This is a genomic window from Nonomuraea sp. NPDC049649 (genome assembly GCF_040675175.1).
Lineage (GTDB): Bacteria > Actinomycetota > Actinomycetes > Streptosporangiales > Streptosporangiaceae > Nonomuraea.
On sequence record NZ_JBFAOH010000074.1, the window covers coordinates 1 to 13428 of the forward strand.

General features: G+C 69.8%; 15 protein-coding genes and 2 tRNA genes. 6 read left to right on the forward strand and 11 right to left on the reverse strand.

Annotated features, from left to right (window positions below; translation table 11 throughout):
- Nucleotides 1-53: 53 nt before the first annotated feature.
- The 9 genes from AB0J42_RS36955 to galU form a co-directional block, all read right to left on the reverse strand.
- A complete protein-coding gene (locus AB0J42_RS36955; RefSeq protein ID WP_364303112.1) occupies nt 54-767 on the reverse strand; it encodes a hypothetical protein in 714 nt (237 codons plus the stop codon).
- A gap of 327 nt (nt 768-1094) precedes the next feature.
- Nucleotides 1095-1874: a transposase family protein gene (locus AB0J42_RS36960; RefSeq protein WP_364303114.1), complete on the reverse strand. Its 780-nt coding sequence runs from the start codon at nt 1872-1874 to the stop codon at nt 1095-1097.
- 292 nt (nt 1875-2166) lie between these two features.
- Nucleotides 2167-2243, reverse strand: a tRNA-Ala gene (locus AB0J42_RS36965).
- Nucleotides 2244-2293: 50 nt separating this feature from the next.
- Entirely contained in the window at nt 2294-2857 is a 564-nt protein-coding gene (locus AB0J42_RS36970) for a hypothetical protein (protein WP_364303116.1), read from the reverse strand.
- 124 nt (nt 2858-2981) lie between these two features.
- Nucleotides 2982-3605, reverse strand: coding sequence for a GNAT family protein (locus AB0J42_RS36975; protein ID WP_364303119.1), 624 nt, complete (start codon nt 3603-3605; stop codon nt 2982-2984).
- Between the two features lie 333 nt (nt 3606-3938).
- Nucleotides 3939-4412, reverse strand: a complete 474-nt coding sequence (locus AB0J42_RS36980; RefSeq protein WP_364303142.1) for a MogA/MoaB family molybdenum cofactor biosynthesis protein — start codon at nt 4410-4412, stop codon at nt 3939-3941.
- Nucleotides 4412-4882, reverse strand: coding sequence for a cyclic pyranopterin monophosphate synthase MoaC (moaC, locus tag AB0J42_RS36985; protein WP_364303121.1), 471 nt, complete (start codon nt 4880-4882; stop codon nt 4412-4414). Before moaC ends, AB0J42_RS36980 begins: the two co-directional genes overlap by 1 nt.
- Nucleotides 4879-6066 carry a gephyrin-like molybdotransferase Glp gene (gene glp / locus AB0J42_RS36990; RefSeq protein ID WP_364303123.1) on the reverse strand — a complete coding sequence of 396 codons (1188 nt, stop codon included), beginning with the start codon at nt 6064-6066 and terminating at the stop codon, nt 4879-4881. The genes moaC and glp overlap by 4 nt, the downstream gene beginning before the upstream one ends.
- Nucleotides 6053-6955, reverse strand: a complete 903-nt coding sequence (gene galU, locus AB0J42_RS36995) for a UTP--glucose-1-phosphate uridylyltransferase GalU (RefSeq protein ID WP_364303125.1) — start codon at nt 6953-6955, stop codon at nt 6053-6055. Before galU ends, glp begins: the two co-directional genes overlap by 14 nt.
- Nucleotides 6956-6980: 25 nt before the next feature.
- On the opposite strand from galU, the gene AB0J42_RS37000 reads away from it, so the two are divergent.
- From AB0J42_RS37000 to AB0J42_RS37020, 5 genes are all read left to right on the forward strand, one after another.
- On the forward strand, nt 6981-7550 hold the full coding sequence (locus AB0J42_RS37000; RefSeq protein WP_364303127.1) for a 5-formyltetrahydrofolate cyclo-ligase: 570 nt from the start codon (nt 6981-6983) through the stop codon (nt 7548-7550).
- Between the two features lie 24 nt (nt 7551-7574).
- Nucleotides 7575-9080 carry a potassium/proton antiporter gene (locus tag AB0J42_RS37005; RefSeq protein WP_364303129.1) on the forward strand — a complete coding sequence of 502 codons (1506 nt, stop codon included), beginning with the start codon at nt 7575-7577 and terminating at the stop codon, nt 9078-9080.
- Between the two features lie 66 nt (nt 9081-9146).
- On the forward strand, nt 9147-9446 hold the full coding sequence (locus AB0J42_RS37010; protein WP_364303131.1) for an FmdB family zinc ribbon protein: 300 nt from the start codon (nt 9147-9149) through the stop codon (nt 9444-9446).
- A gap of 116 nt (nt 9447-9562) precedes the next feature.
- Nucleotides 9563-10366, forward strand: a complete 804-nt coding sequence (locus AB0J42_RS37015) for an S-methyl-5'-thioadenosine phosphorylase (RefSeq protein ID WP_364303133.1) — start codon at nt 9563-9565, stop codon at nt 10364-10366.
- Complete coding sequence (locus tag AB0J42_RS37020; RefSeq protein ID WP_364303135.1) at nt 10363-10929, forward strand: RcpC/CpaB family pilus assembly protein; 567 nt, start codon at nt 10363-10365, stop codon at nt 10927-10929. The genes AB0J42_RS37015 and AB0J42_RS37020 overlap by 4 nt, the downstream gene beginning before the upstream one ends.
- Here the strand turns inward: AB0J42_RS37020 and AB0J42_RS37025 are convergent.
- Nucleotides 10926-12047: a D-alanyl-D-alanine carboxypeptidase family protein gene (locus tag AB0J42_RS37025; protein ID WP_364303138.1), complete on the reverse strand. Its 1122-nt coding sequence runs from the start codon at nt 12045-12047 to the stop codon at nt 10926-10928. The genes AB0J42_RS37020 and AB0J42_RS37025 overlap by 4 nt on opposite strands.
- Before the next feature lie 340 nt (nt 12048-12387).
- Entirely contained in the window at nt 12388-12837 is a 450-nt protein-coding gene (locus tag AB0J42_RS37030; protein WP_364303140.1) for a hypothetical protein, read from the reverse strand.
- A gap of 151 nt (nt 12838-12988) precedes the next feature.
- Between AB0J42_RS37030 and AB0J42_RS37035 the strand changes: the two genes are divergently transcribed.
- A tRNA-Arg gene (locus tag AB0J42_RS37035) sits at nt 12989-13061 on the forward strand.
- The last annotated feature ends 367 nt before the right edge of the window (nt 13062-13428 follow it).

A 13428-nucleotide genomic window follows, 5' to 3' on the forward strand; every position in this document is an offset into this window, starting at 1 on the left:
TGATCCGGCCTTGGCACCCGTCACCGAGGCCGCCTAAGATCCACTCACGGCACCTACCTCGTCGAGCTTTTTACACCGCTCCGAGGACGCGACCCGTCCACCTGCCCGACCACAACATCTCCGGCCCCGCCACCGATGATCAGCGGATCGCCTATCGGCTTACGAGTGGCCAGATCCCACATGCGCGTCGTACCGTCAACGCTGCCTGTGACGGCAACTGCTCGGCCGTTCGCCTGTCCGAGCGCCACAGTGAAGACGAGGTCGGTGTGCCCGACCAACGGTTCGCCGAAAGCTTCATGTGTAGCCAGGTCCCACACGTGCACAGGCAATCTCTGGGCGGCATCGCCCCAGTCTCCCGCAGCGACGAAGACGGCTCGGCCGTCCACTTCCCCGACCGCCACCGCATCGATGCGTTCAGTGTTGCTGAGCCTTATCGGTTCGCCGATGAGTTCGCGTGTAGTCAGATCCCAGATCCGGACAGCGTCGTCGTAGCCGCCTGTGACGGCTACCAGTCGACCGTTCACTTCCCCGAGCGCCAGCGCTACAACACCGACCGGGTGAGCGACAATTGGTTCGCCGATGGGATCGCCTGTGGTCAGGTCCCACATCCGTAGAGTGGTGTCGTCGTAGCCGCTGCCAACGCTTACAGCGACCGGCCGGCCTTCCAGTTCCCCCACCGCCATTGCCCCGACTGGGTCATCGTGGTGCCCCAGCAGATCCGAGGAAGGCCACACAACGACGGCCAACGCTCCCAAGAGCGCCAGCACGCCTATCCACGACAGGCTTCGACATAAGAATGATGGCTGCATCGATATGGGTGACGCCCCCACGCTCCCGCTGACAGGCATCGCGTGATTTCCGCCCCAGAGGACTGTCGGACCGGGCCAAGTGGACGAGGCAGATTGGTCGTCCACCAGAGACCCAATCGCGTCCTGCCCGGCCGGCTCGTGTCCGACCGCGTCGGGATCACCCATGTTCAGCCGCTTCCGATCCGACACCGCTCACCGTCCTTGAGGCCGAATCGCGCCATGCGGACGGCCGGAGGAGTCATACGATCACAGACGGCCGAGGGTAATGGACGCCCTGACCCTTTTTCATCCTCGACCAGTCTGAGCCACGCGGTGATTCTGGAGAACGGCGATGGCCTTGCAGAGGTGGCCGGCCTTGGAAGGGCTGCAGCGTAGCTTCCGGAGGATCTTCCAGCCCTTGAGCTGGGCGTTCGCGCGTTCGCCGGGGCCACGGAGCTTCGCATGAGCGGAGTTGGCCTGCTTCTGGGACGCGGGCTTGTTCCGGCCCTTGTACGGGGTCATCACCGGCCCCTCGACCCCCTGATAGCCCTTGTCGGCCAAGGTGACGATCCCTGCCTGCTCCAGCGCGCGCTGGATACCCCAGATGCGGGCGGCGCTCAGGTCGTGGGTCTGGCCCGGCAGGGCTCCCGACGTCCACAGGATCGTCCCGTCTGGCGTGGCGATAACCTGCACGTTCATGCCATGCACGCGGTGTTTACCGGAGTAGTAGGGCCGGTCGGCTTTGACGCGGTCGGTGCGGATCAGCGTGCCGTCCAGCACCAGGTAGTGCAGCCCGTCCCGCTTGGCCTTCCGTAACGCCTGGCCGAGCTTGGGCGAGCGCGCCGACAGCAGCGCCACTGTCTCCTCCACATACCTCCACGCGGTCGCGGTTGACACTTGGAAGCCGGCGCCGAGTTCGGTGTATGTCTCGCCTTTGCGCAGGTAGACCAGCACCAGCAGGGCCTGCTGTCCCGGGTTGAGCCGACGCCAGGGCGACTTGATCGTCTTGCGATGCCGCCGGAGGATTCCGGCGACGTAGTTCAGCGTCTGGGACGACAAATCGACGGCAGCACGATAGAACAGCATCCGGAGCCCCTGGTTGCGACGGTGTGGATTGTGGTGATCAGCCCGTCTACCAGGGGCTTTCTGTGTCGTCAGGCGAACGCTGACCTTGCGATCATGCTGTACACGCACGCCTCACGCGACCGCAACAGCAGGGCTCGCGCAGCGTTCGCTGACTTTTCGCTGACTCCGGTCCCAGACCCGCATCCCGATCGGGACACCAAGCAAGAGCGAACGAAAGACACCGAGTAGCCGAACAGCCCCTCTGAACAGCACAAAGGCCCGTCCGATCATCTCGGACGGGCCTTTGTCTGTCTGGTGGAGATGAGGGGATTTGAACCCCTGACCCCTTCGATGCGAACGAAGTGCGCTACCGGACTGCGCTACATCCCCAGGACCCCGACTAGATTAGCAAACCTTCCGGGGTACTCGCGCCACAGTTATCAGTCGCCCACCGCGCGGCGGGGTGGTTCGGCGTACTGGTCGAAGAGAACGTCCTCGTGGGCGCCGGTGAACTCGATGACCTCCGCCTCCCTGGCCGCCAGTTCCTCGGCGCGGCGGCGGGCGCGGATGCGGCGGGCGCGTTCGCGGGCCTGGAGGGCGCGCTGGCGGCGTTCGCGGTCGACTTTGACGGCGATGCGCAGGAACACGAGGTAGAGCATCATGATGGCGACCGACGGCGCGACGCCCCACCAGGGCATCATCTGGACGGCGGCGGTGACCACCGAGGCGATGACGAGCAGGACGGTGAAGAACAGCAGGCGCCGCCGGCGCGCTACGATGATCGCCCTGCGCCGGACGCGGAACTGGCGCGGGTCGACGCGTTCGGTCTCCACCGGCTCCTCGTCGGGCGCGGTGGAGAGGTCCGGGATCTGGTGTTCGCCGGTGTAGTGCTCTTCGAGCTCGGCCAGCTCCGCCAGGTTGGACTTGTCTCTGCGCAGCCACATGGGCACCAGGACGCAGAGCCACATGACGACGATGGCGAGGTAGAGGAGAGCACCGCTCACGGGCACCTCCGGGCAGCACGAGAACGCCTCGCGGCTTCGGGCGTTCTCATTGTGCTCACGTCACGCACCGTAAGACCGCGTGTCACTGATTGACGAGCATTCGATGCGGTGTGTCGCGAGATCGTCAAACCTCTTCCACAGACGAGCGTGCGCGCCGCCACTGTACGAGCAGGCCGCCGGGCACGTCCTCGGCGATCAGCGCGTAGCAGATGTGGTCGCGCCAGGCTCCGTCGATGTGGAGTTGGCGACGTCGAATGCCTTCTTCCCGGAACCCGAGCTTCTCAACCACTCTACGGCTGGCATGGTTCTCGGGGCGGATGTTCGCCTCGATCCGGTGCAGCCCGGCGGTGAAGAAGCAGTGGTCGACGGCCATGGCGAGGGCGGTGGGGGTGATGCCGCGGCCGGCGAGGGCGCCGTCGATCCAGTAGCCGACCTGGGCGGAGCGGGCCGAGCCCCAGACGATGGCGCCGATGGTGAGCTGTCCGGCGAAGCGGCCGTTGTACGTGATCACCCAGGGCATGGCGAGCCCCTGCCGGGCCTCACGGCGCAGGGTGGCGACCATGGAGAGGTACGGGCCGAGGCCGGTACGGAAGAGCGGCGTCTCGGGGTTGCTCGGTTCCCAGGGGCGCAGCCAGTCGGCGTTGCGCACCCGGGTGTCGCGCCAGACGCGTACGTCGCTCAGCCTGAGTGGCCTGAGGGACACCGGGCCCTCGGTCAGCGTCGCAGGCCAGCCGCGTAGTCGATCCACAACTCACATCATCCCCCCAATGGGTGCGATGCCGCCACAGAAGGATCGACGGGCTCAGCGCAGGTAATCGCCGCCCGAAAATCCGGTCGACGGCGTGCCTCCCCCAATAGGTGCGAGCCCACCGCAGAACGCCGCGAAGTGGATCCTGTCGACGGCACAGCACCCCAAGAGATGCGAACCCGCCGCACAGGGTCAGCGTGGGTGATCGCCGCCGCGAACTTGGACGACGGCGCGCCGCCCCCCAGCGAACCCGCCGCAGAGGGTCAGCGCGGGTGTCCTCACCGCGAACCTGGACGACGGCGCGCCGCTCCCGCACGATCCCGCCGCCGAGAGTCAGCGGGGGTGGTCGCCGCCGTGGATCTGGTCGACGGCGTGTTTGAGTACGGGGGCGAGCACGGCGAGGCCGTCCCGGACGCCTCCGCTGGAGCCGGGCAGGTTGACGATGAGGGTGTTGCCCGCCTGTCCGGCGAGCCCGCGGGAGAGGATGGCGGTGGGCACCTTGTCGCGGTTGGCGGCGCGGATGGTCTCAGCGATGCCGGGGATCTCGCGGGTGATGACGCGGGCGGTCATCTCCGGGGTGAGGTCGGTGGGGGTGAGGCCGGTGCCGCCGGTGGTGACGATGACGTCGTACTCCTGGGCGACGCCGTCGCGGAGGGCGGCCTCGACGGGTTCGCCGTCGGGGACGACGACGGGCCCGTCGACGGTGCAGCCGATCTCCGTGAGGCCGGAAACCAGGATCGGTCCCGATTTATCGGCGTAAATCCCGGCGGCCGCCCGGTTCGACACCGTCACCACCAACGCCCGCATCACGACCGCCTCCACTCCCCGGTCTTCCCGCCCGTCTTCTCCTCGACCCGGATGTCGGTGATGACCGCCTCCGGGTCCACAGCCTTGACCATGTCGAACAGCGCCAGCGCCGCCGTCGACACCGCCGTCAGCGCCTCCATCTCCACCCCGGTGCGGTCGGCGGTCTTGACCCGGGCGGTGACCGCCACCCCCCAGTCGGCCACGTCCAGCGTGACCTTGACCCCGTGGATGGCGATCGGATGGCAGAGCGGGATCAGATCAGGCGTCCGCTTGGCCCCCATGATCCCCGCGATGCGGGCCACGCCGAGCGCGTCGCCCTTGGGCACCTCCCCGGACCGCAGCAGCGCCACCACCTCGGGCGACAGCAGCACCCGTCCGGTGGCCGTCGCGGTGCGGGCGCTGACGTCCTTAGCGGACACGTCGACCATGCGCGCGGCGCCGGTCTCGTCGATGTGCGTCAGTTCGCTCACAGCCTGATCACCTCCACCTGCTCGCCGGCGGGCACCGAGGTCACGTCCTCCGGCACCACGATGAGCGCGTTCGCGGAGGCCAGGGCGGCGAGCTGGTGTGACCCCTGGCCGCGCACGGGCGCGACGGACCCGTCCTTGTCCAGCCTGCCCCGCAGGAAGGACCGCTTGCCGGCGGGGGAGCGCAGCGCCTCCGCGGCCCGGGCGGTGACGGTCTCCGGCAGCCCGGCGGGGAGCCCGCGCATCTTGTCGAGCGCGGGCCGGACGAAGAGCGTGAACGACACGAACGACGAGACGGGGTTGCCGGGCAGCGCGAAGACCGGCACCTGGTCGTCGCCGACGGTGCCGAACCCCTGGGGCATGCCGGGCTGCATGGCGACCTTCTCGAACCGTACGGTGCCGAGCGGGGCGAGGGCTTCCTTGACCGGCTCGTACGCCCCCATGGACACCCCGCCGCTGGTGACGATCGCGTCGGCGCGGACGAGCTGGGCGTCGAGGCGTTCCAGGAACGTCGCCGGGTCGTCGCCCACGGTGGGGGCGCGGAAGCCGTCGGCGCCCGCGGCGCGGGCGGCGGCGGTGAGCGTGAAGCTGTTGGAGTCCCAGATCTGGCCGTAGCCGAGCGGCAGCCCGGGCTCGACCAGTTCGGCGCCGGTGGCGAGGACCACGACGCGCGGCCGGGGCCTGGCCAGGACGGTGCGGCGGCCGACGCCGGCGATGATGCCGAGCTGGGCGGGGCCGATCAGGGTGCCGGGCTCGAGCACGACCGCTCCCGCCTGCACGTCCTCGCCGGCCATGCGGACGTTGCTGCCCGGCGGCACGGTCTCGTCGATGCGGACCGAGACGGTGCCGCCGTCGGTCAGCTCGACGGGCACCACGGTGTCGGCGCCCGCGGGCATCGGGCCGCCGGTCATGATGCGTACGGCGTGGCCGGGCCCGACGGCCCGCAGGTCGTCGGCCCCGGCGGCCACGTCGTCTATCACGGGCAGCGTGACGGGCACCTCGGCGATGTCGCTCGCTCGTACGGCATATCCGTCCATGGCGGAGTTGGCGAACGGCGGCAGCGGCACCGGAGAGGTGACCTCTTCGGCGAGGGTCGCGCCGAGCGCCTGCTCCAGGTCGAGCTCCAGCGGAGCGAGCGGGCGCACCGTGGCCAGGATGTCGGCCAGGTGCGCGTCAACCGACTTCATCGAGGAACTCTCGCAGCCAGGGGAGGAACTCGGGCGCCAGGTCGGGCCGCTCGGCGGCGAACTTCACGACGGTGCGCAGGTAGTCGAGCTTGTCGCCGGTGTCGTAGCGGCGGCCGCGGAACAGCACGCCGTGCACGGGGCCGCCCTGGTCGGAGCCGCGGCCGGCGAGGGTGCGCAGCGCGTCGGTGAGCTGGATCTCGTTGCCGCGGCCGGGCGGGGTGTTCTCCAGCACGGCGAAGATCTCGGGGTCGAGCACGTAACGCCCGATGATCGCCCAGTTGGACGGCGCCTCCTCCACCGGGGGCTTCTCGACCAGGTCGACAACCTTGACGACGTCTTCCTGGCCGGTCGCCTCGATGGTCGCGACACCGTACAGCGAGACCTGCTCTTTGGGGACCTCCATGAGCGCGATGACGCTGCCGCCGAAGGTGTTGCGCACCTCGATCATGCGCTGCAGCAGCGGGTCACGCCGGTCGATGAGGTCGTCGCCGAGCAGGCAGGCGAACGGGTGGTCGCCGACGTGCTGCTTGGCGCAGAGCACCGCGTGGCCGAGCCCCTTGGGCTCGCCCTGCCGTACGTAGTGAAGCGTCGCAAGAGAGGCCGGTTCGCGAACCTGGGACAGCCGGTGCTCGTCGCCCTTGGCCTCCAGCACGTCCTCCAGCTCGTACGCGCGGTCGAAGTGGTCTTCGATCGACCGCTTGTTCTTGCCGGTGACCATCAGCACGTCGAGCAGGCCAGCGGAGGCGGCCTCCTCGACGACATACTGGATGGCGGGCTTGTCGACGATAGGCAGCATCTCTTTGGGTGTCGCCTTGGTCGCCGGAAGGAACCGGGTGCCCAGACCCGCGGCGGGCACGACGGCTTTCGTCACAGGGTCGAAGTCAGCCATGCCTATGACCCTAGTGGAGGTACTCATGGACAAGCTGCACCTGCGTCGCGAGGTGCTGGCCGCGCGTGCCACGCTCACTCCCGAGCAGCGCCGCGCGAACGCATCGAAGATCCGGGAGACCCTGCTCGACCAGCCCTGGGTGCAGATGGCGGGGCTGGTCGCCTGCTACTGGTCGATCGGGTCGGAGCCGGAGACGCACGGGCTGGTGTTCGCGCTGTGGAAGCACGGCGCGACCGTGATCCTGCCGGTGCTGCGCGAGGACGACGATCTCGACTGGGCGGTGTACGACGGCCCGGACACCCTTGCGCCGGGCCGGTTCGGGCTGATGGAGCCGGTCGACACGCGGCGCGGCGTCGACGCGATCCGCACGGCCGCGCTGGTGATCGTGCCCGCGCTGGCGGTGGACCGGCGCACGGGGGTGCGGCTGGGCCGCGGCGGCGGCTCGTTCGACCGGGCGCTGGCGCGGGTGGGGCCGAACGTGCCCACCGTCGCGCCGCTGCACGAGGGCGAGCTGCGGGACGACGTGCCGGCCGAACCGCACGATCGGGCGGTCCGCTATGCCATCACCCCTTCGGGGCTATTTACACTGAGCTAGACATATTTGATCAGAGGGGGGCGGATGACGCTTGATGTGCTGCTCCTCGCGGGCGCCGTCGTCGTCATAGCCGCCATCATCTCCGTACGGGTCGCGCATCGCAGCGGCCTGCCCAGCCTGCTGTTATTCCTCGGGTTCGGGCTGTTACTCGGCGACGCCGGGCTGGGCATCCCGTTCTCCGACCCCGGCCTGGCCAAGGACGTCGGCTTCCTCGCGCTGGCGGTGATCCTCGCCGAGGGCGGCCTGACCACGAACTGGCGGCACGTCCGCCGGTCCGTGCCGCTGGCGCTGATCCTGGCCACGGTCGGCGTCGCGGTCAGCATCCTGGCCGTGGCCGTCCCCGTCCGGTTCTTATTGGGCGTCGACACCGTCACCGCGCTGATCATCGGGGCGGTGCTGGCGCCGACGGACGCGGCCGCGGTCTTCTCGGTCCTGCGCCGGCTCCCCCTGCCGGCCAGGCTGACGGGCACCCTGGAGGCGGAGTCCGGCTTCAACGACGCCCCGACGGTCCTCGCGGTGGTGCTGCTGAGCAGCGCCGCCCACGAGATGCCCGACCTCGGCACCTTCCTGCTGGAGACCGGCGCCGAGCTCGGCATCGGCGCCGCCGTCGGACTCGCCGTCGGCCCCGCGGGCGCCTACGCGCTGCGCCGCATCGCGCTGCCGGTCTCGGGCCTGTACCCGATCGCGGTGCTGGCGCTCACCCTCCTCTCGTACGCGGGAGGGGCCCTCCTGCACGGCTCCGGCTTCCTCGCGATCTACTTGACCGCGCTCATCCTGGGCAACTCGAACCTGCCGCACCGGGCCACGACCAGGGGGTTCGCGGAGGGGACGGCATGGCTGGCGCAGATCGGGCTGTTCGTGATGCTGGGCCTGCTGGCCAGCCCGGAGGAGATGACGTCGGCGCTGGCGCCCGGGCTCATCGCCGGGACGGTCATGGTGGTGGTGGCCCGGCCGCTGGCGGTGTTCTCCAGCTCGGTGCTCGGGCAGGTCTTCCGGCAGGGCTGGGTGCCGTGGCGGGAGCAGGCGTTCCTGTCGTGGGCGGGCTTACGCGGCGCGATCCCGATCGTGCTGGCCACGATCCCGTGGGCCGCCGGGGTGGAAGGTTCCAAGGACATCTTCAACGAGGTGTTCGTGATCGTCATCGTCTTCACCCTGGTCCAGGGGCCGACGCTGCCGCTGGCCGCCCGCCTGCTCAAGGTGGGCTCGCCGGGCGAGGCGCACGAGCTGGAGGTGGAGGCGGCGCCCCTGGAGGAGCTGAACGCCAACCTGCTGCAGGTGACGGTCCCGCTCGGGTCGCAGCTGCACGGGGTGGAGATCTTCGAGCTGCGGCTGCCGCGCGACGCCCAGGTGACGCTGGTCGTACGGGACGGCAGGCCGTTCGTACCGGCCGAGACCACCCGGATCAGGGCCGACGACCAGCTCCTGCTCGTCACCACCGCGGCCACCCGTGAGCAGGTCGAACACCGATTACGCGCGGTCAGCCGGCGCGGCAAGCTGGCCGGTTGGTACGGGGAACGGGGTTTGGAATAGCCGTTTGACCGCATCGGTTACCATTAGCAGTCGCAAGGGCCGAGTGCCAATCCGGAGGAGGAGCACGTGCCGACCTACCAATACGCCTGCACCGACTGTGGCGAACAGCTCGAGGTCGTCCAGAAGTTCACCGACGACGCGCTGACCGTGTGCCCCGCGTGCGAGGGCAAGCTGCGCAAGGTGTTCTCGGCGGTCGGGATCGTGTTCAAGGGCTCGGGCTTCTACAAGACCGACAGCCGCTCGTCGTCCAGCTCTTCCTCGTCCTCGTCCTCGTCGTCGTCGTCCAAGTCTGAGACAAAGACCGAGACGAAGTCCGAGAGCAAGCCCGCCGAGTCGTCGCCCGCCCCCGCCGGCGCCTCCAACTGACGGCCCGGGGGGCGGCACGGAGGTCGTCCACAGCGCCGGACTCCCCGTCCGCGCTTATCCACAGAACCTGATTCGCCCTCCTTTGCCCCCTCCCCCCGCCCGCTACTCTCGGCGCCATGGTCTTTCGCGCAGACATCGGCGTCATCGGCGGCTCCGGCTTCTACTCCCTGCTCGACGAGGCGGAGGAGGTGGAGGTCACCACCCCCTACGGCGCGCCCAGCGACGTCGTGACCGTGGGCCGCATCGGCTCGCGCACGGTGGCCTTCCTCCCCCGCCACGGCCGGGACCACCGGTTCCCGGCGCACCGCATCCCCTACCGCGCCAACCTGTGGGCGCTGCGCTCACTCGGCGTCCGCCAGGTGCTCGCCCCGAGCGCGGTCGGCTCGCTCCGGCCCGAGCTCGGCCCCGGCGCCATCGTGGTCCCCGACCAGCTCGTCGACCGCACCTCCGGCCGCGTCCAGACCTACTACGACGACGGCGCCGTCCACGTCTCCTTCGCCGACCCCTACTGCCCGTCCGGCCGTGAGACCGCGGTGGCCGCCGCCCGCGCCGGCGAGTGGCAGACCGCCGACGGCGGCACCCTCGTGGTCATCGAGGGCCCGCGCTTCTCCACCCGGGCCGAGTCGCAGTGGTTCCAGCGCAACGGCTGGACCATCGTCGGCATGACCGGCTTCCCCGAGGCCGTGCTCGCCCGCGAGCTGGCCCTCTGCTACACCTCGCTGTCGCTGGTCACCGACCTCGACGCCGGCGTGGAGGCCGGCGACGGCGTCACCCACGAAGAGGTCATGGCGTTCTTCGCCCGCAACGTCGCCCGCATGCGCAGCCTCGTCGCCGACACCGTCCAGGCCCTGCCCGGGGAGCGCACGTGCTCCTGCGGCTCGGCCCTCGACGGCATCAAGCTCCCGTTCGAGCTGCCGTGATCCGGGCCTGGCTGCGGCGGTGCGAGCGGCGCCGCCGCCTCATCGCCGCCGCCCTGGCCGCCCTCGGCGTCCTGTGCGGCTACCTCGCGCTGCGCCCGCCCGCGGGCCCGCCGGTGCTGGTCGCCGCCCGTGACCTGTCGCCCGGCGTGCTCCGCCCCGGCGACCTGCGCACCGTCCCCATGCCGGACCCGCCCGACGGCGCCCTCCGCACGGGCGCCACCGGCCGCGTCCTGGCCGCCCCGATGCGCCGCGGCGAGCCGCTGACCGACGCCCGCCTCCTCGACCGGCTGCGCCTGCCACCTGGCATGGTCGCCACCCCTGTACGCATCTCCGACCCCGGCGCGGTGACCCTGATCTCCCCCGGCTCCCGCATCGGCGTCCTCGCGGCCGGCGACGCCCAGACCGCCTCGCTGGTGGCCGACGACGTGACCGTGCTGACCATCCCGGCGACCGGCGACGACCACGGCGCCCTCGTCGTGCTCGCCACCACCCTCACCCAGGCGGAGGCCCTGGCAGGCGCCCAGGCCGCGGGCCACCTGTCCATCGCCATCAGACCCGCTTAGACCACCGAGTCGATCTCGGGATCGTACTCCCAGTGCCACGGCTCGAACGGGCTGCGGTAGGCCCAGTCCGGGTGATACCACCCGTACTTCTTGCCGTGCTTCTCCAGCCAGTTGAACTCCGGCGACCGGAACCGCTCCACCCCGCCACACAGGTCGACGGCCAGCCCCAGCCCGTGGTTGCTCCGCCCCGGCACCGCCGCGAACCCCGGCCGCCGGTAGTAGATCGACTGCTGCTCCGCCAGGCTCCGGTACGCGTCCGTCACGCACATCGGCTTGCCGAACTGCCTGCGGTAGGCCTCGTTCAGGCTGACGAACGCGATCGCCGCGTCGGCCCGCAGGCTGAACCCCTTCTGCTGCAACGGGCAGAGCATGCTCTTGGGGATCAGCCCGTTCGGATACTCTTCGGCCGTGGCCGCCCGCAGCGGATTGCAGCCGAGCGCCGCCTTCTCCACCTTGTCGACCTTGATGCCCAGCTTCACCAGCGCCTGGGTCAACGACTTGACGACCTTGTCGGACTTCTTCCTGAGCAGGTCGATCTCGGCCGACATCTGCGCCTCGGCCAGCAGGTTCCCCGCCCGCAACTCCTGCGCCTCGGCGGCCAGGCGCTGGGTCTGGCGGGCGAGCGTGCTCGTCTCCTCCACCGCGTGCTGCCGCACGGTGACCATGTGGTTGACGTTCGCCAGCGCCCGCAGGGTGTCGCTGTTGGAGTCACCGGCCAGGAACGACGCCACCCCGTTCGCCCCGATCGGCTGCTGGTAGAGCAGCTCGGCCAGCTGAGACACCGGCTGCCGCACCACGGCCAGCTTCCGCTCGGCCGTCTCCAGGGCCTTCAGCTTCTCCTTGAGCTCCTTCTCGGCGGCGGCGAACTCGGTGCGGCGCTTCTCCAGGGCCCTGGTGGCATCCTCCAGCTCCTGGGCGGAGCGCTGCGCCGCCTTGCGCAGCTCGGTGAGGTTCTTGGGGTTCTTGGCCGCCGCGACCTCCTGCGTGGCCTGCTGCCCGGCTTTCCCGGCTTCCCCAGCCTGCCCGGCTTTCCCGACCTGCCCGGCCTGCCCGGCTTCTACGGCTTGTGCGGCGGCCGGAGCAGCCGCAGGCACGCCTGCCAGGGAGGTCATCGCCATGACAACCGCGATCAGACCTGCTGACCGAGGGGCTGACACGTTGACTCCTCCGCTTTGCAAACTCGTGACGCGGGTCCGGCACGCACGTTACTACAGCCCTCTGAGTGTCCGGACCGAACTCCGGCGAGCCGTTATGACACGAACGACGGTTTTGCCCTTTTGAGACGACTGCGGCCCATGTCTGTCAGTACGCGCCGAGCAACCCCCCGGTTCTATCCCGAGCCGTATTCAAAGACGGGAGCCTGGAACATCCGGATGGGGCTGAGAGCGCAGCCCCATGCGGAGACGGGAACCTGGGACTCAGGACGCGGCACCGAGCCCCAGCCACCCGCGCCGGAAGTCAGCCACGGCCGCGCATGCCGGCCGCCACCCTCCACTCACGCTCCCGGCACATCTCCCACAACCACGTGTCCTCCCACTCCCCCGCGCACCCCTCCACCTCGGGCGCCACCTCCCGCCCTCGATCCTTCACCCGGGGCTTCCGAGACTTGCCGCGAGGAGCCACCACAGCCTTCACCACCGGCACCTCTTCCGCCGAAGGCACCACCCGTTCCGGCGAAGGCACCCGCCCAGGCACAGCCGCCGCGAACGCCCGCACCGGCCCCGGCATCGCCACCGGCCCGAACCCCACCGGCCCCTCCCCCGCCGTCACCACCGGCCGCCCGCCCTTAGGACCGGACCGCCCCGCATCCCCGGCCAGCAACCCCACAGCGAAGATCGCCGGCGTCAGCAGCGCCGCAAACAGCACCACCGGCCGCCGGCGCACCTGCCTCCGTCGCCTCGCATCCACACGTGGGACGGTAGCCGCGCCCCCCATCCCGGTATCTGATCAGTTGCCATGGCTTTACCGCCGCCCACACCAGCCATGACGTGGGCTCCGGCAAGTCGTCGGGGGTGGGTGGCACACGGAGGGCCGGACTTTCGCTAGGCTTGGTCTGTCCGCCTCCGTAGCTCAGGGGATAGAGCACCGCTCTCCTAAAGCGGGTGCCGCAGGTTCGAATCCTGCCGGGGGCACTCATCTTTATCAGGCTTTCGTGCGCTGACCTGCGGTTTCTTGGCCGCAGGTCTTTTGCTTGTCAGGCCCCTCGTAGGTTGCCGAGGGCACCCGTATGCAGCCGTAGGACCATGATCACGGGATATATGCGGGATGATCTCCGCTGCGTTTCCCCAGCTCAGGGAAATAGTTCGGCTGCACCCGGGGCATCAGCAACCCGCCATGAGAACTCATGCGGGGACTCTGTGGAGGCCGTCCCAGCACTGCCAGACGCCGCCGGTCCTTCCCAATCCGGTAGCTGTCAAACCGGATGACACACGTCATGCTGCGTTGCTTGCCTGCCGGTCCTCCATAGTCTCGATGGTGGCGGGCTGCGGCTCGTTGATC

Bases quoted from the DNA above. Each gene is read 5' to 3' on its own strand.
- AB0J42_RS36960 (WP_364303114.1), bottom strand. From the start codon at position 1,874: ATGCTGTTCTATCGTGCTGCCGTCGATTTGTCGTCCCAGACGCTGAAC.
- AB0J42_RS36980 (WP_364303142.1), bottom strand. From the start codon at position 4,412: ATGCGGGCGTTGGTGGTGACGGTGTCGAACCGGGCGGCCGCCGGGATT.
- glp (WP_364303123.1), bottom strand. From the start codon at position 6,066: ATGAAGTCGGTTGACGCGCACCTGGCCGACATCCTGGCCACGGTGCGC.
- galU (WP_364303125.1), bottom strand. From the start codon at position 6,955: ATGGCTGACTTCGACCCTGTGACGAAAGCCGTCGTGCCCGCCGCGGGT.
- AB0J42_RS37000 (WP_364303127.1), top strand. From the start codon at position 6,981: ATGGACAAGCTGCACCTGCGTCGCGAGGTGCTGGCCGCGCGTGCCACG.
- AB0J42_RS37005 (WP_364303129.1), top strand. From the start codon at position 7,575: ATGACGCTTGATGTGCTGCTCCTCGCGGGCGCCGTCGTCGTCATAGCC.
- AB0J42_RS37015 (WP_364303133.1), top strand. From the start codon at position 9,563: ATGGTCTTTCGCGCAGACATCGGCGTCATCGGCGGCTCCGGCTTCTAC.
- AB0J42_RS37025 (WP_364303138.1), bottom strand. From the start codon at position 12,047: ATGGCGATGACCTCCCTGGCAGGCGTGCCTGCGGCTGCTCCGGCCGCC.